Source organism: Streptomyces sp. ADI96-02, from assembly GCF_003846185.1.
Taxonomy (GTDB): domain Bacteria; phylum Actinomycetota; class Actinomycetes; order Streptomycetales; family Streptomycetaceae; genus Streptomyces.
The window spans coordinates 1,881,336-1,895,870 of the sequence record NZ_ML123034.1 but is presented as its reverse complement, the minus strand read 5'-3'; the positions used below and the strand labels follow the sequence as shown (position 1 = coordinate 1,895,870).

Genomic DNA, 14,535 nt, shown 5'->3' with positions numbered 1-14,535 from the left:
CCATGGTCCGCCACGGCCGGCCGCGACCCGCTGTCGCCCGGCACGCCTGCCACGGCCCGGCACGCCTGCCACGGCCCGGCACGCCTGCCACGGCCCGGCGCGACCCGCTACGGCCGGCCCGGCCCGTCGGGCCGGCCCGTCAGACGGCTTCCGTCGGCGCGCCCGCGTACGCCGCCTCCAGACGCCCCATCAGCTCCGCGTCGACCGGGATCTCCGCGCCGTCGATCCTCCCGACCGGCGCGATCCCGCGTGAGCTGCTGACGAACGCCGCCCGCAGCCCGGCCAGCGTGTCCAGCGTCACCGGCCGCCGCACCGACGGGACGCCGAGCCGTGGCAGGCCCTCCTCCAGCAGCGCCATCGTGACGCCGACGAGCGCCGGGGCGTCCGGCCACACCACCGAGGTCCCGTCCCAGAAGCCGACGTTGCTGAACGCGCCCTCGGTCACCGCCCCGCCCGGCGCGGTCAGCAGCGCCTCGTCGAACCCCGCGCGCCCGGCGAGCCGCCCGTAGTACGTCTGCCCGAACTCGCCCGGCCGCTTGATGTGCGCCACCGGACGGGCGTACGGCACCGACATCAGGCTCCGCGCCCCGGACGCCGGCGGCGCGGGCTCGCGGACCGTGACCATCAGCGTCGTCTCCGCCGTCCCCGGCGGCAGGAAGCCGTGCACCCGCACCGAGGCGTCACGCACTCCGGCTCCGGTCAGCGCGCGGCCGATCAGCTCCCGCACCCGGCCGCCGTCCAGGGGCAGTTCGAACAGCTCCCGGTTCGCGGAGTCCAGCCGGGCCAGATGCAGCCCCAGCCCGCGCACCTCGCGGTCCTCGACCTGGAGGGCGGTGAAGTGGCCGAAGCCGTCGAGCGCCGGAATCCGCAGGCTCTCCTCGGTCGCGGGGCGGCCGTTCACCTCGACGTACGGGACCGGCGAAAGCCGTGTGTCGGTGGTCATACCGCCACCGTATGCCGCGACCGGGGGCGCGCAGGACCCGGAATGTACGGCACGTGACCCGTTTCGGGCCGACAATCGAAATCATGGGCAGGGCAGGAGCCCGCCGCAGGAGGAGGAGAACCGACGATGACAGCGCCGCCGGAATGGCTGACCGTACTCACCACGATCGACAGCGAGGACAAGGCCCACGCCCTGGCGCAGGGGGCGGTGGAGGCCCGGCTGGCGGCCTGCGCCCAGATCTCCGCGCCCGTCACCTCGGTCTACCGGTGGCAGGACGCCATCGAGACCAGTGAGGAATGGCAAGTCCAGCTCAAGACGACGAGCGTGCGCTACGAGGAACTGGAGAAGTACATCGAGCGGGAGCACGACTACGAGACACCGGAGATCATCGCGATCCCGGTGGTGCGGGGCAGCACCCGCTATCTCGGCTGGGTGACGGCGGAGACCGCGCCCGAGACCGCCCTGTGACCGCTGCCGAAGGGGCCTCCGTGCCCCGACCGCCGTCCGACGTGCACCTGCCGTTCTTCGTGTACGGCACACTGCTGCCCGGCGAGCCCAACCACGACCTGTTCCTCCGCGGCCGGACGGCGGCCGAAACGCCCGCCGTACTGCCGCGCGCCCTGCTCTACGACGGGCCGGGCTACCCGTACGCGATCGAGGGGCACGGGCGCGTGCAGGGAGCCCTGATCACCGCCGCGCCCGGCGTCCACCAGGAACTGCTGGGCCTCCTGGACGACCTGGAGGAATTCCTCGGCCCGGGCCACCCGCGCAACCTCTACGAACGGGTCGCCCGCGACGTCGAACTCCCCGCCGGGCCTCCCGCAGGACTTCCCGCCGGACCTTCCACCGGGCTCCCCGCCGGGCCTTCCACCGGGCTCCCGGTCGCGGAGCGGTCGCCGGACACCGCCGATCTTCGGCGTGACGCGCCCGGGACGACCGCGCGGGCCTGGGTGTACCTCGCCGCAGCCGCCGTCACCCGCTCCCTGCGCACCGGCGGCGTCCTCATACCCGGCGGGAGTTGGCTCGCCGCCCGGCCCGGGGGCGGCCCTTAGGACCTGTCAATCGGAGACGGCCGGTCGGCGACGGCGACGGCCCGGCCCGGCGCGGCCCGGCGAACACCGCGCCGCGCCCACCGGCCGCCGTCGGCCGACGCCCCGTCACCGGCCGCCGGCGCCTCCGTCAACCCGCCTCCCGTCACTCGACGCCGTCGGCGGCCAGCGCCTCCGTCACGCCCGGCTCCTCAGGCCCCAGGAAGCGCGGATCGGGCCGCAGCAGCGCGTCCACCGCCGCCTTGCCCGACGCGGCCAGCTCGCGGACGCCGCCGTAGTACCAGGTCGCGTCCCGTTGCGCGTCCACCCCGACCCCGTACGCGTCGATCCCCGCCGACCGGCACAGCGTGATCGCCCGGTGGATGTGGAAGCCCTGGCTCACCAGCACCGCCCGGTCCACCCCGAAGATCTTCCGGGCGCGCACGCAGGAGTCCCACGTGTCGAACCCGGCGTAGTCACTCACGATCCGCTCGCCGGGCACCCCGCGCCCGGTGAGGTACGTGCGCATCGCGTCCGGCTCGTCGTACTCCTCCCGGCTGTTGTCCCCGGTGACCAGGACGACGCGCACCTTCCCCGTCCGGTACAGCTCGGCCGCCGCGTCCAGCCGGTGCGCCAGGTACGGCGTCGGCCGTCCGTTCCGCAGCCCCGCGCCGAACACCACCGCGACGTCCCGCGCCGGGGCGTTCGCGACGGTCCGCACCCGCGCGTCGGAGCCGACCCGCATCCAGGTCGCGGGCAGCAGGGCCAGCACGCACACGGCCATCAGACCCTGTACGAGACGTCTTCGCCCACGCCGCCCGCGCGGCAGCCGCAGCGTCGGCAGCCGCAGGGCCGGCCGGCACAGGGGCGACAGCCGCACGGCCGACAGCCGTACGCGCGCGGCGCGCAGCCGTCCGCCGGCCGTTCCCGGTCTCTTCGCCGCCATCCGCGCCCCCCACTCGTTCCGCCGTGCCCCTTCCACCCGAACTGACGAGCGGGACGCCCGAAAGGTTCGCGGGCGGCGCATCAGCGGGCCGAGGGCCCGCCCGGCGCACCTCACGCGACACGTTGTCGGTCCCGGTCGCTACTGTCGGGACCATGGACGGCACACAAGGCGCACACGGGGACCATCGCACCAGCGGCACACAGACCACGCATCGGGCGTCGAACGCCGCGCCGAGCCCGTACGGTCCCGCGGACACCGAGCGCTGGGACCCCGAGCCGGACAAGCGGCCCGGCCGTACCGCCTTCCAGCGCGACCGGGCCCGGGTCCTGCACTCCGCCGCCCTGCGCAGGCTCGCCGGAAAGACGCAGGTGGTGACGCCCGGGACCCGCTCCAGCGCGTGGGACGCCAGCCCCCGCACCCGCCTGACGCACTCCCTGGAGTGCGCCCAGGTCGGCCGGGAGCTCGGCGCGGTCCTCGGCTGCGACCCGGACCTCGTCGAGACGGCCTGCCTCGCCCACGACATGGGCCACCCGCCGTTCGGCCACAACGGCGAGCAGGCCCTCAACGACTTCGCCTCCGACTGCGGCGGATTCGAGGGCAACGCCCAGTCGCTGCGCCTGCTGACCCGCCTGGAGCCCAAGCGCTTCGTCCGCGACCCCGCCACCGGCGAGCTGGTCAGCGTCGGGCTCAACCTCACCCGCGCCGCACTGGACGCCGCCACCAAGTACCCGTGGCCGCGCGGCGCCCACCCCACCGACCCGCACTCCGCGAAGTTCGGGGTCTACGCCGACGACCTCCCGGTCTTCTCCTGGGCCCGCGAGGGCGTCCCGCAGGACCGCACCTGCTTCGAGGCCCAGGTCATGGACTGGTCCGACGACGTGGCGTACTCGGTGCACGACTTCGAGGACGGACTGCACGCCGGGCACATCGACCCCAACTGCCTCCACGCCGAGCCGGAGCGCCAGGACATCTGGGCCGTCGCCATCGGCCGCTACGTCCCCGCCGGCACCGACCCGCAGGAGCTGTCCGACGCCCTGGACCGGCTCCTCGAACAGGAGTGGTGGCCGCACGGCTACGACGGCTCCGCCGTGGCCCAGGCCCGCCTCAAGGACGCCACCAGCCAGCTCATCGGCCGCTTCTGCACGGCGGCCGAGGCCGCCACCCGCCAGGTCCACGGACCGGGACGCCTCGGCCGGTACGGCGCGGAACTGGTCGTTCCGCGATCCGTGCGCAACGAGTGCGCGGTCCTCAAGGCCGTCGCCGACCGTTACGTCATGCAGCGCACCGAGCAGGAAGTGCTCCGCGCCGACCAGCGCGTCGTCATCGCCGAACTGGCCGCCGCCCTCACCACCCGCGCCCCCGAGGGCCTGGAACCGCACTTCCGCGCCCTGTTCGACCAAGCGCCCGACGACCACGCCCGCAAGCGCGTCCTGGTCGACCAGATCGCCGCACTCACCGACGCCTCCGCACGATCCCTGCACGCCGCGCTCACCGCACACCACCACTGACCGGCAGACTGGATCCCTGACCACCGGGTGTGTCCTGTCCCGGGCCACACCCTCTTTCGCCATCACGCGGCGCGCGGGACGCTCGCGGCGTGACGGCGCCGCGCAGCACAGCACTGAGGAGGCATCAAGTGGTCGAAGCACACCGGACGTTCGTCATCGTCGGAGCAGGACTCGCAGGGGCGAAGGCGGCCGAAACCCTCCGGGCGGAGGGGTTCACCGGCCGGGTGATCCTGATCGGCGACGAGCGAGACCACCCCTACGAACGGCCGCCGCTCTCCAAGGGCTACCTCAGCGGCAAGGAGGAACGCGACAGCGTCTTCGTGCACGAGCGCGCCTGGTACGCGGGAGCCGACATCGAGCTGCACCTCGGCCAGCCGGTCACCGCGCTCGACCGCTACGCCAGGACCGTACGGCTCGGCGACAACACGGTCATCCACTACGACAAGCTGCTGCTGGCCACCGGCTCCGAACCGCGCCGCCTCGACATCCCCGGCACCGACCTCGCGGGCGTCCACCACCTGCGCCGCCTCGCCCACGCCGACCGGCTGCGCAACGTGCTCGCCGCGCTCGGCCGCGACAACGGCCACCTGGTCATCGCCGGCGGAGGCTGGATCGGCCTGGAGGTCGCCGCCGCCGCCCGGGGTTACGGGGCCGAGGTCACCGTCGTCGAACCGGAGCCCACCCCGCTGCACCAGGTCGTCGGCCCCGAGGTGGGCCAGATCTTCACCGAGCTGCACGGCGCGCACGGCGTCCGCTTCCACTTCGGCGCCCGCCTCACCGAGATCGTCGGACAGGACGGCATGGTGCTGGCCGCCCGCACCGACGACGGCGAGGAGCACCCCGCCCACGACGTCCTCGCCGCGATCGGCGCCGCCCCGCGCTCCGCGCTCGCCGAGGCCGCCGGACTGCGGCAGGCCGAGCGGGCGCGGGGCGGCGGCATCGCCGTCGACGCCTCGCTGCGCACCTCCGACCCGCACATCTACGCGGCCGGCGACGTCGCCGCCGTGGACCACCCGCTGCTCGGCGTCCGGCTGCGCGTCGAGCACTGGGCCAACGCCCTCAACGGCGGACCGGCCGCCGCCCGCGCCATGCTCGGCCAGGACGTGACGTACGACCGCGTCCCGTACTTTTTCTCCGACCAGTACGACGTCGGCCTGGAGTACTCCGGGTGGGCGCCGCCCGGCAGCTACGACGAGGTGATCATCCGGGGCGACGCCGGGAAGCGCGAGTTCATCGCGTTCTGGCTGAAGGACCGTCGCGTCCTCGCCGGGATGAACGTCAACGTGTGGGACGTCACCGAGACGATCCAGGGCCTGATCCGGGCCGGCGGGCAGCACGACCCGGAGGCGCTGGCGGACCCCTCGGCGCCGCTGGACTCCCTGCTCTGACCGGTACGCCGCCCTTCCCCGGAGCGCCGAGCGCGGCGCCCCGGGGAAACGGGCGCGGAATCGGCTGTCCGACCTCACCCGTAGACTTCACGCGTGGCAGGCAGGATCAATGACGACGACGTGAAGGCGGTACGGGACGCGGTCCCGATCGACTCCGTCGTGTCCGAGTACCTCCAGCTGCGCAGCGCCGGCGGCGGAAACCTCAAAGGACTCTGCCCCTTCCACGACGAGAAGTCCCCCTCCTTCCAGGTCAGCCCCGCCAAGGGCCTGTTCCACTGCTTCGGCTGCCAGGAGGGCGGCGACACCATCGCCTTCGTGATGAAGATCGACCACCTCTCCTTCTCGGAGACGGTCGAACGCCTCGCCGCCAAGGCGGGCATCACCCTGCGCTACGAGGAGGGCGGCTACAACCCGTCCCACCAGCGCGGCGAACGCATCCGGCTGATCGAGGCCCACCAGGCCGCCGCCGCGTTCTACGTGGCCCAGCTCGACGGCCCCGAGGCCGAGATCGGCCGGAAGTTCCTCGCCGAGCGCGGCTTCGACCAGGACGCCGCGGCGCACTTCGGCGTCGGCTACAGCCCGGCCGGCTGGGACCACCTCACCCGCTTCCTGCGCGGCAAGGGCTTCAGCGACAAGGAGCTGATCACCTCCGGCCTCTCCCAGGACGGCCGCCGCGGCCCCATCGACCGCTTCCGCGGCCGGCTGATGTGGCCGATCAGCGACACCGCGGGCGAGATCGTCGGCTTCGGCGCGCGCAAGCTGCGCGACGACGACAACGGCCCCAAGTACCTGAACACCCCCGAGACGCCGATCTACAAGAAGTCCCAGGTGCTGTACGGCATCGACCTGGCCAAGAAGGACATCGCCAAGGCCAGCCGGGCGGTCGTCGTCGAGGGCTACACCGACGTCATGGCCTGCCATCTCGCGGGCGTCACCACCGCCATCGCCACCTGCGGCACCGCCTTCGGCAACGACCACATCAAGATCCTCCGCCGCCTCCTCATGGACAACGGCAGCGCCCGCGTGATCTTCACCTTCGACGGCGACGCGGCCGGCCAGAAGGCGGCCCTGCGCGCCTTCGAGGACGACCAGAAGTTCGCCGCCGAGACGTACATCGCCATCGCCCCCGACAACATGGACCCGTGCGACCTGCGCCTGGCCAAGGGCGACGACGCCGTCCGCGACCTGGTCGAACCGCGCACCCCGCTCTTCGAGTTCGCGCTGCGCCAGATCGTCGGCCGCTACGACCTGGAGACCCCGGCGGGCCGCGCGGCGGCGCTCGACGAGGCCGCCGCCGTGGTCGCCAAGATCAAGACGAGCAGCGTGCAGCGCGAGGTCGCCGTCCAGCTCGCCGGGTTCGTCGGCATCCTCGACCAGGAGTTCGTCGTCCGCCGGGTCGCCCAGCTCGCCCGCTGGGCCCGCGACCGGGGCGGCGCCGCGGCGGGCGAGCGCGGCGGCCGGGGAGCGCCCCGCACCCCGCACGCGGGCGCGGCGCGGCAGCCCGTCCAGGCGCCGCCCGCCACCTCCGGCCCCGCTCTCAACCTCCGCAGCCCCGCGCACCGCACCGAGCGCGAACTCCTCAAGCTCGCCCTCCAGAAGCCCGCCCTGGTCTCGCCCGCCTTCGACGCCTACGGCGCGGACGAGTTCACCGCCCCGCCCTACGCGGCGGTGCGCCAGTGCATCGAGGACGCGGGCGGCGCCGAACAGGGCCTCGGCGACAACCGCGAGTACCTGGTCGCCGTCATGGACGCCGCCCCCAACGACATCGTGCGCAACCTCGTCACCGAGCTGGCCGTCGAGGTCTTCCACGGCAAGAGCATCGACGAGACCTACGCGGGCATGCAGCTCGTCCACGTCCGGCTGCGCGCCGTCGACCGCCGCATCGCCGACGTCCAGGGCAGCCTCGCCCGCCTCGGCAGCCACGTGGCCCCCGAGGACCTGGCCGCCGCGCAGAACGAGGTCTGGGTCCTCCAGCAGTACGCCCAGTCCCTGCGCAGCGGGGGCGCCGACGCGCTCTGAGGGCCCGCCGCTCCTCTTCGCACCGGTCATCGGCTTTCGCACCGGTCATCGGCCGTAACCGACCGGACTCAAAAAGTCACCGCACGCCCCTCGTGGCAACCCCGTGCCGTGCCCCACACTGGTGGCGGTGCCAAAGCCATCGGAGCGCGACCGGTCCACCGAGCGCGGACCTCCATCCCGTCATCCGGCAGCGATCACTGGAGGTCGCCCCCGTGCAGACCCGGACCGTGACGACCACGACCGAGCACATGTCGGCGATTCCCGCGCAGAACCGGGCCGTCCACCACCCGGAGACGGCCGCCGGGTCCGCACCCGTACCCGAGGCCGTCATGGAGGAGGCCGAGCACGTCCCCGACCCCCGCCAGGCGCGCAGCCGGAGGGACGGCGCCTCCGGCCCCACCTCCGACCTGTTCCGGCAGTACCTGCGCGAGATCGGGCGCATCCCGCTGCTCTCCGCCGCCGAGGAGGTCGAGCTGGCCCGCCGCGTCGAGGCCGGACTCTTCGCCGAGGAGCGCCTGGCGACCACCCCGGACCCCGACTCGCGCCTCGCCGTCGACCTGGACCGGCTCGTGGTCCTGGGCCGCACCGCCAAACGCCGGCTCATCGAGGCCAACCTGCGCCTCGTCGTCTCCGTCGCCAAACGCTACGTGGGCCGCGGCCTGACCATGCTCGACCTCGTCCAGGAAGGCAACCTCGGCCTGATCAGGGCTGTGGAGAAGTTCGACTACGCCCGGGGCTACAAGTTCTCCACGTACGCCACCTGGTGGATCCGCCAGGCCATGTCCCGCGCCCTGGCCGACCAGGCCCGCACCATCCGCGTCCCGGTCCACGTGGTGGAGCTGATCAACCGCGTCGTGCGCGTCCAGCGCCGGCTGCTCCAGGAACGGGGATACGAGCCGACCGCCGACGAGGTCGCCGCCCAGCTCGACCTGACCCCGGAGCGGGTCACCGAAGTGCTGCGCCTGGCCCAGGAACCGGTGTCCCTGCACGCGCCGGTCGGCGAGGAGGACGACGTCTCCTTCGGCGACCTGATCGAGGACGGCGACGCCGCCTCGCCCGTCGAGTCCGCCGCCTTCCTGCTGCTGCGCGAGCACCTGGAAGCCGTCCTCTCCACCCTCGGAGAGCGCGAACGCAAGGTGGTCCAGCTCCGCTACGGGCTGGACGACGGGCGGCCCCGCACCCTGGAGGAGATCGGCCGGATCTTCGGCGTGACACGCGAACGCATCCGCCAGATCGAGTCCAAGACCCTCAGCAGGCTGCGGGACCACGCCTTCGCCGACCAGCTCCGCGGCTACCTCGACTGAGCCGACGACGGGCCCGGCCCCCGAGCCTCCGGGCCCCGGCCGCCCTGCGGCCCCCGCCCCTCAGTCCACCTCAGCCCCTCAGTCCACCTCGGCCAGCGCCTCGGCGAACTGCGCCGCGTACAGCCGGGCGTACGCGCCCCCGGCGGCCAGCAGCTCCTCGTGCGTGCCCTGTTCCACGATGGAGCCGTTCTCCATCACCAGGATCACGTCGGCGTCCCGGATCGTGGAGAGCCGGTGCGCGATCACGAACGACGTACGGCCGTGCGCGAGGCGCGCCATCGCCTTCTGGATCAGCACCTCGGTGCGGGTGTCGACGGAGCTGGTCGCCTCGTCGAGGACGAGGATCACCGGATCCGACAGGAACGCCCGCGCGATGGTGATCAGCTGCTTCTCGCCCGCGCTGACCCCGGAGCCCTCGTCGTCGATCACCGAGTCGTAGCCGTCGGGCAGCGTCCGGACGAACCGGTCGGCGTGGGCTGCCTTCGCCGCCTCCTCGATCTCCGCGCGGGTGACCTCGCGGTCCGCGCCGTACGCGATGTTGTCCGCGATCGACCCGCCGAACAGCCAGGTGTCCTGGAGGACCATGCCTATCCGCGAGCGCAGGTCGTCCCGGGACATCTTCGCCACGTCGACCCCGTCGAGCGCGATCCGCCCGCCGGTCACCTCGTAGAACCGCATGAGGAGGTTGACCAGCGTGGTCTTGCCCGCCCCGGTAGGCCCGACGATCGCGACCGTCTGGCCCGGCTCCACGCTCAGCGACAGATCCTCGATGAGCGGCTTCTCCGGGTCGTAGCGGAAGGACACGTTCTCCAGGGAGACCCGGCCCAGCAACTCCTTCGGACGCTCGCCGCGCTCCGGGTCCGCGTCCTGCTCCTCGGCGTCCAGCAGCTCGAAGATCCGCTCGGCCGAGGCGATCCCCGACTGCACCAGGTTGGCCATGGAGGCCACCTGCGTCAGCGGCATCGAGAACTGCCGCGAGTACTGGATGAACGCCTGCACGTCACCGATCGACAGCGCGCCCGAGGCGACCCGCAGCCCGCCGACGACGGCGACCAGCACGTAGTTGAGGTTCGAGATGAACATCATCAGCGGCTGCATGACCCCGCTGGCGAACTGGGCCTTGAACCCCGCCTCGTACAGCGCGTCGTTCTGCTCCTCGAAGTCCCGCGCCGACTCCTCCTGCCGCCCGAAGACCTTCACCAGGCTGTGCCCGGTGTACATCTCCTCGATGTGGGCATTGAGCTTGCCCGTCACCCGCCACTGCTGCACGAACTGCGGCTGCGACCGCTTGCCGACCTGCGTCGCCACGACCACCGACAGCGGGATCGTCACCAGCGCGACCAGCGCCAGCAGCGGCGAGATCCAGAACATCATGATCAGCACGCCGACGATCGTCAGCAGCGAGTTGATGAGCTGGCCCATCGTCTGCTGCATCGTCTGCGAGATGTTGTCGATGTCGTTCGTCGCCCGGCTCAGCACCTCGCCGCGCTTGGCCCGGTCGAAGTACGACAGGGGCAGCCGCGCCAGCTTCGTCTGAAGGTCCTCGCGCAGCCGGAACACGACCCGGTTGATCACCCGGATCGACAGCCGCGTGGAGACCAGCATCAGCAGCCCGGCCCCGACGTAGATCACCAGGGCCAGCAGCAGGACGTCGCCCACCGCGCCGAAGTCGATGCCCGCGCCCGGGGTGAAGTCCACGGTCGAGAGCATGTCGGCCATCGTGCCCTCGCCCCGCTCGCGCAGGCCCGCGATCGCCTGGGCCTTCGTGGCCCCCTCCGGCATCCCGCGCCCGACGACGCCCGCGAAGATCAGGTCGGTGGCCTTCCCGAGGATCTTCGGGCCTATCACCGACAGGGCGACGCTCAGCGTCACCGCGACCATCATCCAGGACAGCGAGGACTTCTCCTGCCCGAACCGCCTCAGCAGCCGCTTGCTCGACCCCTTGAAGTCCATCGACCGCTCGGTGGGCGCGCCCCCGGCCATCATCCGTCCGCCCGGACCGGCCATTACGCGGCCTCCGCTTCCGTCAGCTGGGAGAGCACGATCTCCCGGTACGTTTCATTGCCGCCCATCAGCTCGTGATGGGTGCCGCTGCCCACGACCCGGCCCTCGTCCAGCACCAGGATCCGGTCCGCGTCGCGGATGGTGGACACCCGCTGCGCCACGATCACCACGGTGGCCCCGGCCGTCTCACGGGCCAGCGCCGCCCGCAGCGCCGCGTCGGTCGCGTAGTCCAGGGCCGAGAACGAGTCGTCGAAGAGGTAGATCTCCGGACGCTGCACCAGCGTGCGGGCGATGGCCAGGCGCTGGCGCTGCCCGCCGGAGACGTTGGTCCCGCCCTGCGCGATCGGCGCGTCCAGCCCGTGCTCCAGCGCCCGTACGAACTCCTCGGCCTGCGCCACCTCCAGCGCGTGCCACAGCTCCTCGTCGCTCGCGTCCGGGTTCCCGTACCGCAGGTTCGTCGCGACCGTCCCCGAGAAGAGGTACGGCTTCTGCGGCACCAGGCTGACGGTCTTGGCCAGCAGCACCGGGTCCAGCGTCCGCACGTCCTCGCCGTCGACCAGCACCTCGCCGTCCGTCACGTCGAACAGCCGGGGCACGAGCCCGAGCAGCGTCGACTTCCCGCTGCCCGTCGACCCGATGATCGCGGTCGTCTCGCCGGGCCGCGCCACGAGCGAGACCGCCCGCAGCACCGGCTCCTCGGCGCCCGGGTAGCGGAACTCCGCCTCGCGCACCTCCAGATGACCGTGCCGGCGCAGCTCGGTGACCGGGGCGAGCGGCGGCACCACGCTCGAATCGGTCTCCAGGACCTCCTGGACACGCTCCGCGCAGACCTCGGCGCGCGGCACCATCATGAACATGAAGGTGGCCATCATGACGGCCATCACGATCTGCATGAGGTAGGCGAGGAACGCGGTCAGCGCGCCGATCTCCATCCCGCCGCTCTCGATGCGGTGCGCGCCGAACCACACCACCGCGATGGACGACAGGTTCACCACCGTCATCACGGTCGGGAACATCAGCGCCATCAGCCGTCCGGTGCCCACCGACACGTCCGTCAGCTCGGTGTTCGCGCGCCGGAAGCGCTTCTCCTCGTAGCCGTCGCGGACGAAGGCGCGGATCACGCGGTTGCCGGTGATCTGCTCGCGCAGCACCCGGTTCACCGTGTCCAGCCGCTCCTGCATCGTGCGGAACAGCGGTCGCATCTTCCGCACGATGAGGCTCACCGAGATGCCGAGCACCGGCACCACCGCCAGCAGCACCGCGGAGAGCGGCACGTCCTGGCCGAGCGCCATCACGATGCCGCCGACGCACATGATCGGCGCCGACACCATCAGGGTGAACGCCATCAGGACCAGCATCTGGACCTGCTGCACGTCGTTCGTGGTCCGGGTGATCAGGGACGGCGCCCCGAAGCGCCCGACCTCGCGCGCGGAGAAGGACTGCACCCGGTCGAAGACGGCGGCCCGCACGTCCCGTCCGAGCGCCGACGCGGTACGCGCCCCGTAGTACACGGCGCCGATGTTGCACAGCACCTGCACCACGCTGACGGCGATCATGATGCCGCCGAACTCCAGGATGTAGCCGGTGTCGCCCGCCACGACGCCGTTGTCGATGATGTCGGCGTTCAGGCTGGGCAGGTAGAGGGTGGCGCAGGTCTGGAGGAGCTGGAGGAGGACCAGCAGCACGATGGGTTTCTTGTACGGGCCCAGATGGGTCCGCAGGAGTTGTATGAGCACGCGTGTCTCTCGGAGGTCGGCGGAAGGCGGAGGCCGACCCAGTTTCGCGTACGCCGTACATCAGCGGCGAACCGTTTTCCCCAAACCCCGGTCAAACCTGGACCGCGCCCGGCGCGCCGCGCGGCGCACCCCGGCGCGCACTCACCCGCACGCCCTCTTCCGACTCCGGAGGGTCACCGCCCCCGCGCCCTCACTCCGCCCGCGCGCCGCCGAACGCCCCGGGGTGGATCTGGTCGCGGGTCGCCCCGTACTGCTGGCGCACCGCCCGGCCGATCGCCAGCTCCTCGCCCGGCTCCAGCACCTGGGCGGCGGCTCCGCGCCAGGCCGGGGGAGTACGCGGGTCGAGCGAGCCCTGCGACACCCCGAGCGCCCACGCCGCCTGCCGTGCCGCGCCGAGCGCCGCGTACTGGGCGGGCTCCGGCACCACGATCTGGGTGCCGAACACGGCGGGAGCCAGACCCCGGACGGCCGGCAGCTCCGCGGCGGCCCCGAGCAGGAACACCCGGCGCACCTCCACCCCGCGCCCGCGCAGGACGTCGAGGGCGTCCGCCAGCGAGCACAGCATCCCCTCGAACGCGGCCCGCGCCAGGTGCTCCGGCTTCATCGACTCGCGCCGCAGCCCGCTCAGCGTTCCGGCGGTGTGCGGGAGTTGCGGGGTGCGCTCGCCCTCCAGGTACGGCAGCAGCACCAGGCCCGACGCTCCCGGCGTCGACTTCAGCGCGAGCGCGGACAGCTCCTCCAGCCCGTCCACGCCCAGCATCTCGGCGGTCCCGCGCAGCGCGCGCACGGCGTTGGAGGTGTGCACCACCGGCAGGTGCATCCCGGTGGCGTCGGCGAACGAGGTGATCATCCCGCTCGGATCGGCTAGCGCCTCGTGGTGGACGGCCATCACGGACCCGGAGGCCCCGAGCGAGACCACCGCGTCGCCCACCGCGACCCCCAGCCCGAAGGCGGCGGCCATCGTCTCGCCGGTGCCGGCCGAGATGAGCAGCCCTTCGGGCGTCGTCCCCGCGGCGTCGGCCGGACCGAGGACCTCGGGCAGTGCGGCGGTGCGGCCGAGGGCCAGCTCCACGAGATCGGGCCGGTAGGAGGCGGACCCGGCCGACCAGTAACCGGTCCCCGAGGCGGCGCCCCGGTCCGTGGTCCGCCGGGCGGGCCGGCCCAGCAACTGCCAGACGAGCCAGTCGTGCGGCTGGAGGACGGCGGCGACCCGCTGCGCGTTCTCCGGCTCGGTCCGCGCCAGCCAGCGCAGCTTCGCCACCGGCTGCGCGGCCTGCGGCACCGCCCCGACCGCCTCAGCCCAGGCCTGCCGCCCGCCCAGCCCGTCGACGAGGTCGGCCGCCGCGACCTGCGCGCGCCGGTCGTTGCCGAGGAGCGCGGGCCGTACGAGATTGCCCTGGCCGTCCAGCGGCACCAGGCCGTGCTGCTGCGCGGCGACGCCGATGGCCTGCACGCCTTCGAGCAGCCCGCCGGAGGCCGCCTCACCGAGGGAGAGGAGCCACACCTGCGGATCGACCTCGGACGCCTTGGCCTCGACCGGGTGCGCGGCATAGCCCTCCCGCAGCACGGTGCCCGTGTCCGTGTCGCAGACGACGATGTGCGTGAAGGCCGATGAACTGTCCAACCCCGCGACTATGCCCATACGCAGATTCTGCCGCA

At 72.8% G+C, this 14,535-nt stretch carries 11 protein-coding genes; 6 read left to right on the top strand and 5 right to left on the bottom strand.

Translation table 11 applies throughout. The features are described from left to right. Positions 1-139: 139 nt before the first annotated feature. Positions 140-943 (bottom strand): aminotransferase class IV, encoded by an 804-nt coding sequence (locus EES43_RS08320; protein WP_124268131.1) that lies wholly within the window; start codon positions 941-943, stop codon positions 140-142. A 126-nt stretch (positions 944-1,069) separates the two neighbouring features. Here EES43_RS08320 and cutA point away from each other — a divergent pair, with 126 nt between their 5' ends. Beyond that, positions 1,070-1,411, top strand: coding sequence for a divalent-cation tolerance protein CutA (gene cutA, locus EES43_RS08315; RefSeq protein ID WP_124268130.1), 342 nt, complete (start codon positions 1,070-1,072; stop codon positions 1,409-1,411). Positions 1,412-1,431: 20 nt separating this feature from the next. Continuing rightward, complete coding sequence (locus EES43_RS08310; protein ID WP_241192350.1) at positions 1,432-1,995, top strand: gamma-glutamylcyclotransferase family protein; 564 nt, start codon at positions 1,432-1,434, stop codon at positions 1,993-1,995. 142 nt (positions 1,996-2,137) lie between these two features. On the opposite strand, the gene EES43_RS08305 is transcribed toward EES43_RS08310, so the two are convergent. Continuing rightward, positions 2,138-2,917, bottom strand: a complete 780-nt coding sequence (locus EES43_RS08305) for a SanA/YdcF family protein (protein ID WP_124268129.1) — start codon at positions 2,915-2,917, stop codon at positions 2,138-2,140. 152 nt (positions 2,918-3,069) lie between these two features. Between EES43_RS08305 and EES43_RS08300 the strand changes: the two genes are divergently transcribed. The 4 genes from EES43_RS08300 (at position 3,070) to EES43_RS08285 (ending at position 9,136) form a co-directional block, all read left to right on the top strand. Continuing rightward, positions 3,070-4,425 (top strand): deoxyguanosinetriphosphate triphosphohydrolase, encoded by a 1,356-nt coding sequence (locus EES43_RS08300; protein ID WP_124268128.1) that lies wholly within the window; start codon positions 3,070-3,072, stop codon positions 4,423-4,425. Positions 4,426-4,553: 128 nt separating this feature from the next. Beyond that, on the top strand, positions 4,554-5,813 hold the full coding sequence (locus EES43_RS08295; RefSeq protein WP_124268127.1) for an NAD(P)/FAD-dependent oxidoreductase: 1,260 nt from the start codon (positions 4,554-4,556) through the stop codon (positions 5,811-5,813). A gap of 93 nt (positions 5,814-5,906) precedes the next feature. After that, positions 5,907-7,832: a DNA primase gene (dnaG, locus tag EES43_RS08290; RefSeq protein WP_124268126.1), complete on the top strand. Its 1,926-nt coding sequence runs from the start codon at positions 5,907-5,909 to the stop codon at positions 7,830-7,832. 212 nt (positions 7,833-8,044) lie between these two features. Beyond that, entirely contained in the window at positions 8,045-9,136 is a 1,092-nt protein-coding gene (locus EES43_RS08285) for an RNA polymerase sigma factor (RefSeq protein WP_124268125.1), read from the top strand. Between the two features lie 78 nt (positions 9,137-9,214). On the opposite strand, the gene EES43_RS08280 is transcribed toward EES43_RS08285, so the two are convergent. From EES43_RS08280 to EES43_RS08270, 3 genes are all read right to left on the bottom strand, one after another. Further along, the gene (locus EES43_RS08280) at positions 9,215-11,143 is read right to left on the bottom strand and encodes an ABC transporter ATP-binding protein (RefSeq protein ID WP_124268124.1); all 1,929 of its coding nucleotides are present in this window, start codon (positions 11,141-11,143) and stop codon (positions 9,215-9,217) included. Next, positions 11,143-12,876 carry an ABC transporter ATP-binding protein gene (locus EES43_RS08275; protein ID WP_124268123.1) on the bottom strand — a complete coding sequence of 578 codons (1,734 nt, stop codon included), beginning with the start codon at positions 12,874-12,876 and terminating at the stop codon, positions 11,143-11,145. The genes EES43_RS08280 and EES43_RS08275 overlap by 1 nt, the downstream gene beginning before the upstream one ends. 190 nt (positions 12,877-13,066) lie before the next feature. Further along, positions 13,067-14,518 (bottom strand): FGGY family carbohydrate kinase, encoded by a 1,452-nt coding sequence (locus tag EES43_RS08270; protein ID WP_124268122.1) that lies wholly within the window; start codon positions 14,516-14,518, stop codon positions 13,067-13,069. Positions 14,519-14,535: the final 17 nt, after the last annotated feature.

Coding starts and splice junctions, on each gene's coding strand:
- cutA (WP_124268130.1), top strand. CDS start 1,070: ATGACAGCGCCGCCGGAATGGCTGACCGTACTCACCACGATCGACAGC.
- EES43_RS08320 (WP_124268131.1), bottom strand. CDS start 943: ATGACCACCGACACACGGCTTTCGCCGGTCCCGTACGTCGAGGTGAAC.
- EES43_RS08305 (WP_124268129.1), bottom strand. CDS start 2,917: ATGGCGGCGAAGAGACCGGGAACGGCCGGCGGACGGCTGCGCGCCGCG.
- EES43_RS08280 (WP_124268124.1), bottom strand. CDS start 11,143: ATGGCCGGTCCGGGCGGACGGATGATGGCCGGGGGCGCGCCCACCGAG.
- EES43_RS08300 (WP_124268128.1), top strand. CDS start 3,070: ATGGACGGCACACAAGGCGCACACGGGGACCATCGCACCAGCGGCACA.
- EES43_RS08270 (WP_124268122.1), bottom strand. CDS start 14,518: ATGGGCATAGTCGCGGGGTTGGACAGTTCATCGGCCTTCACGCACATC.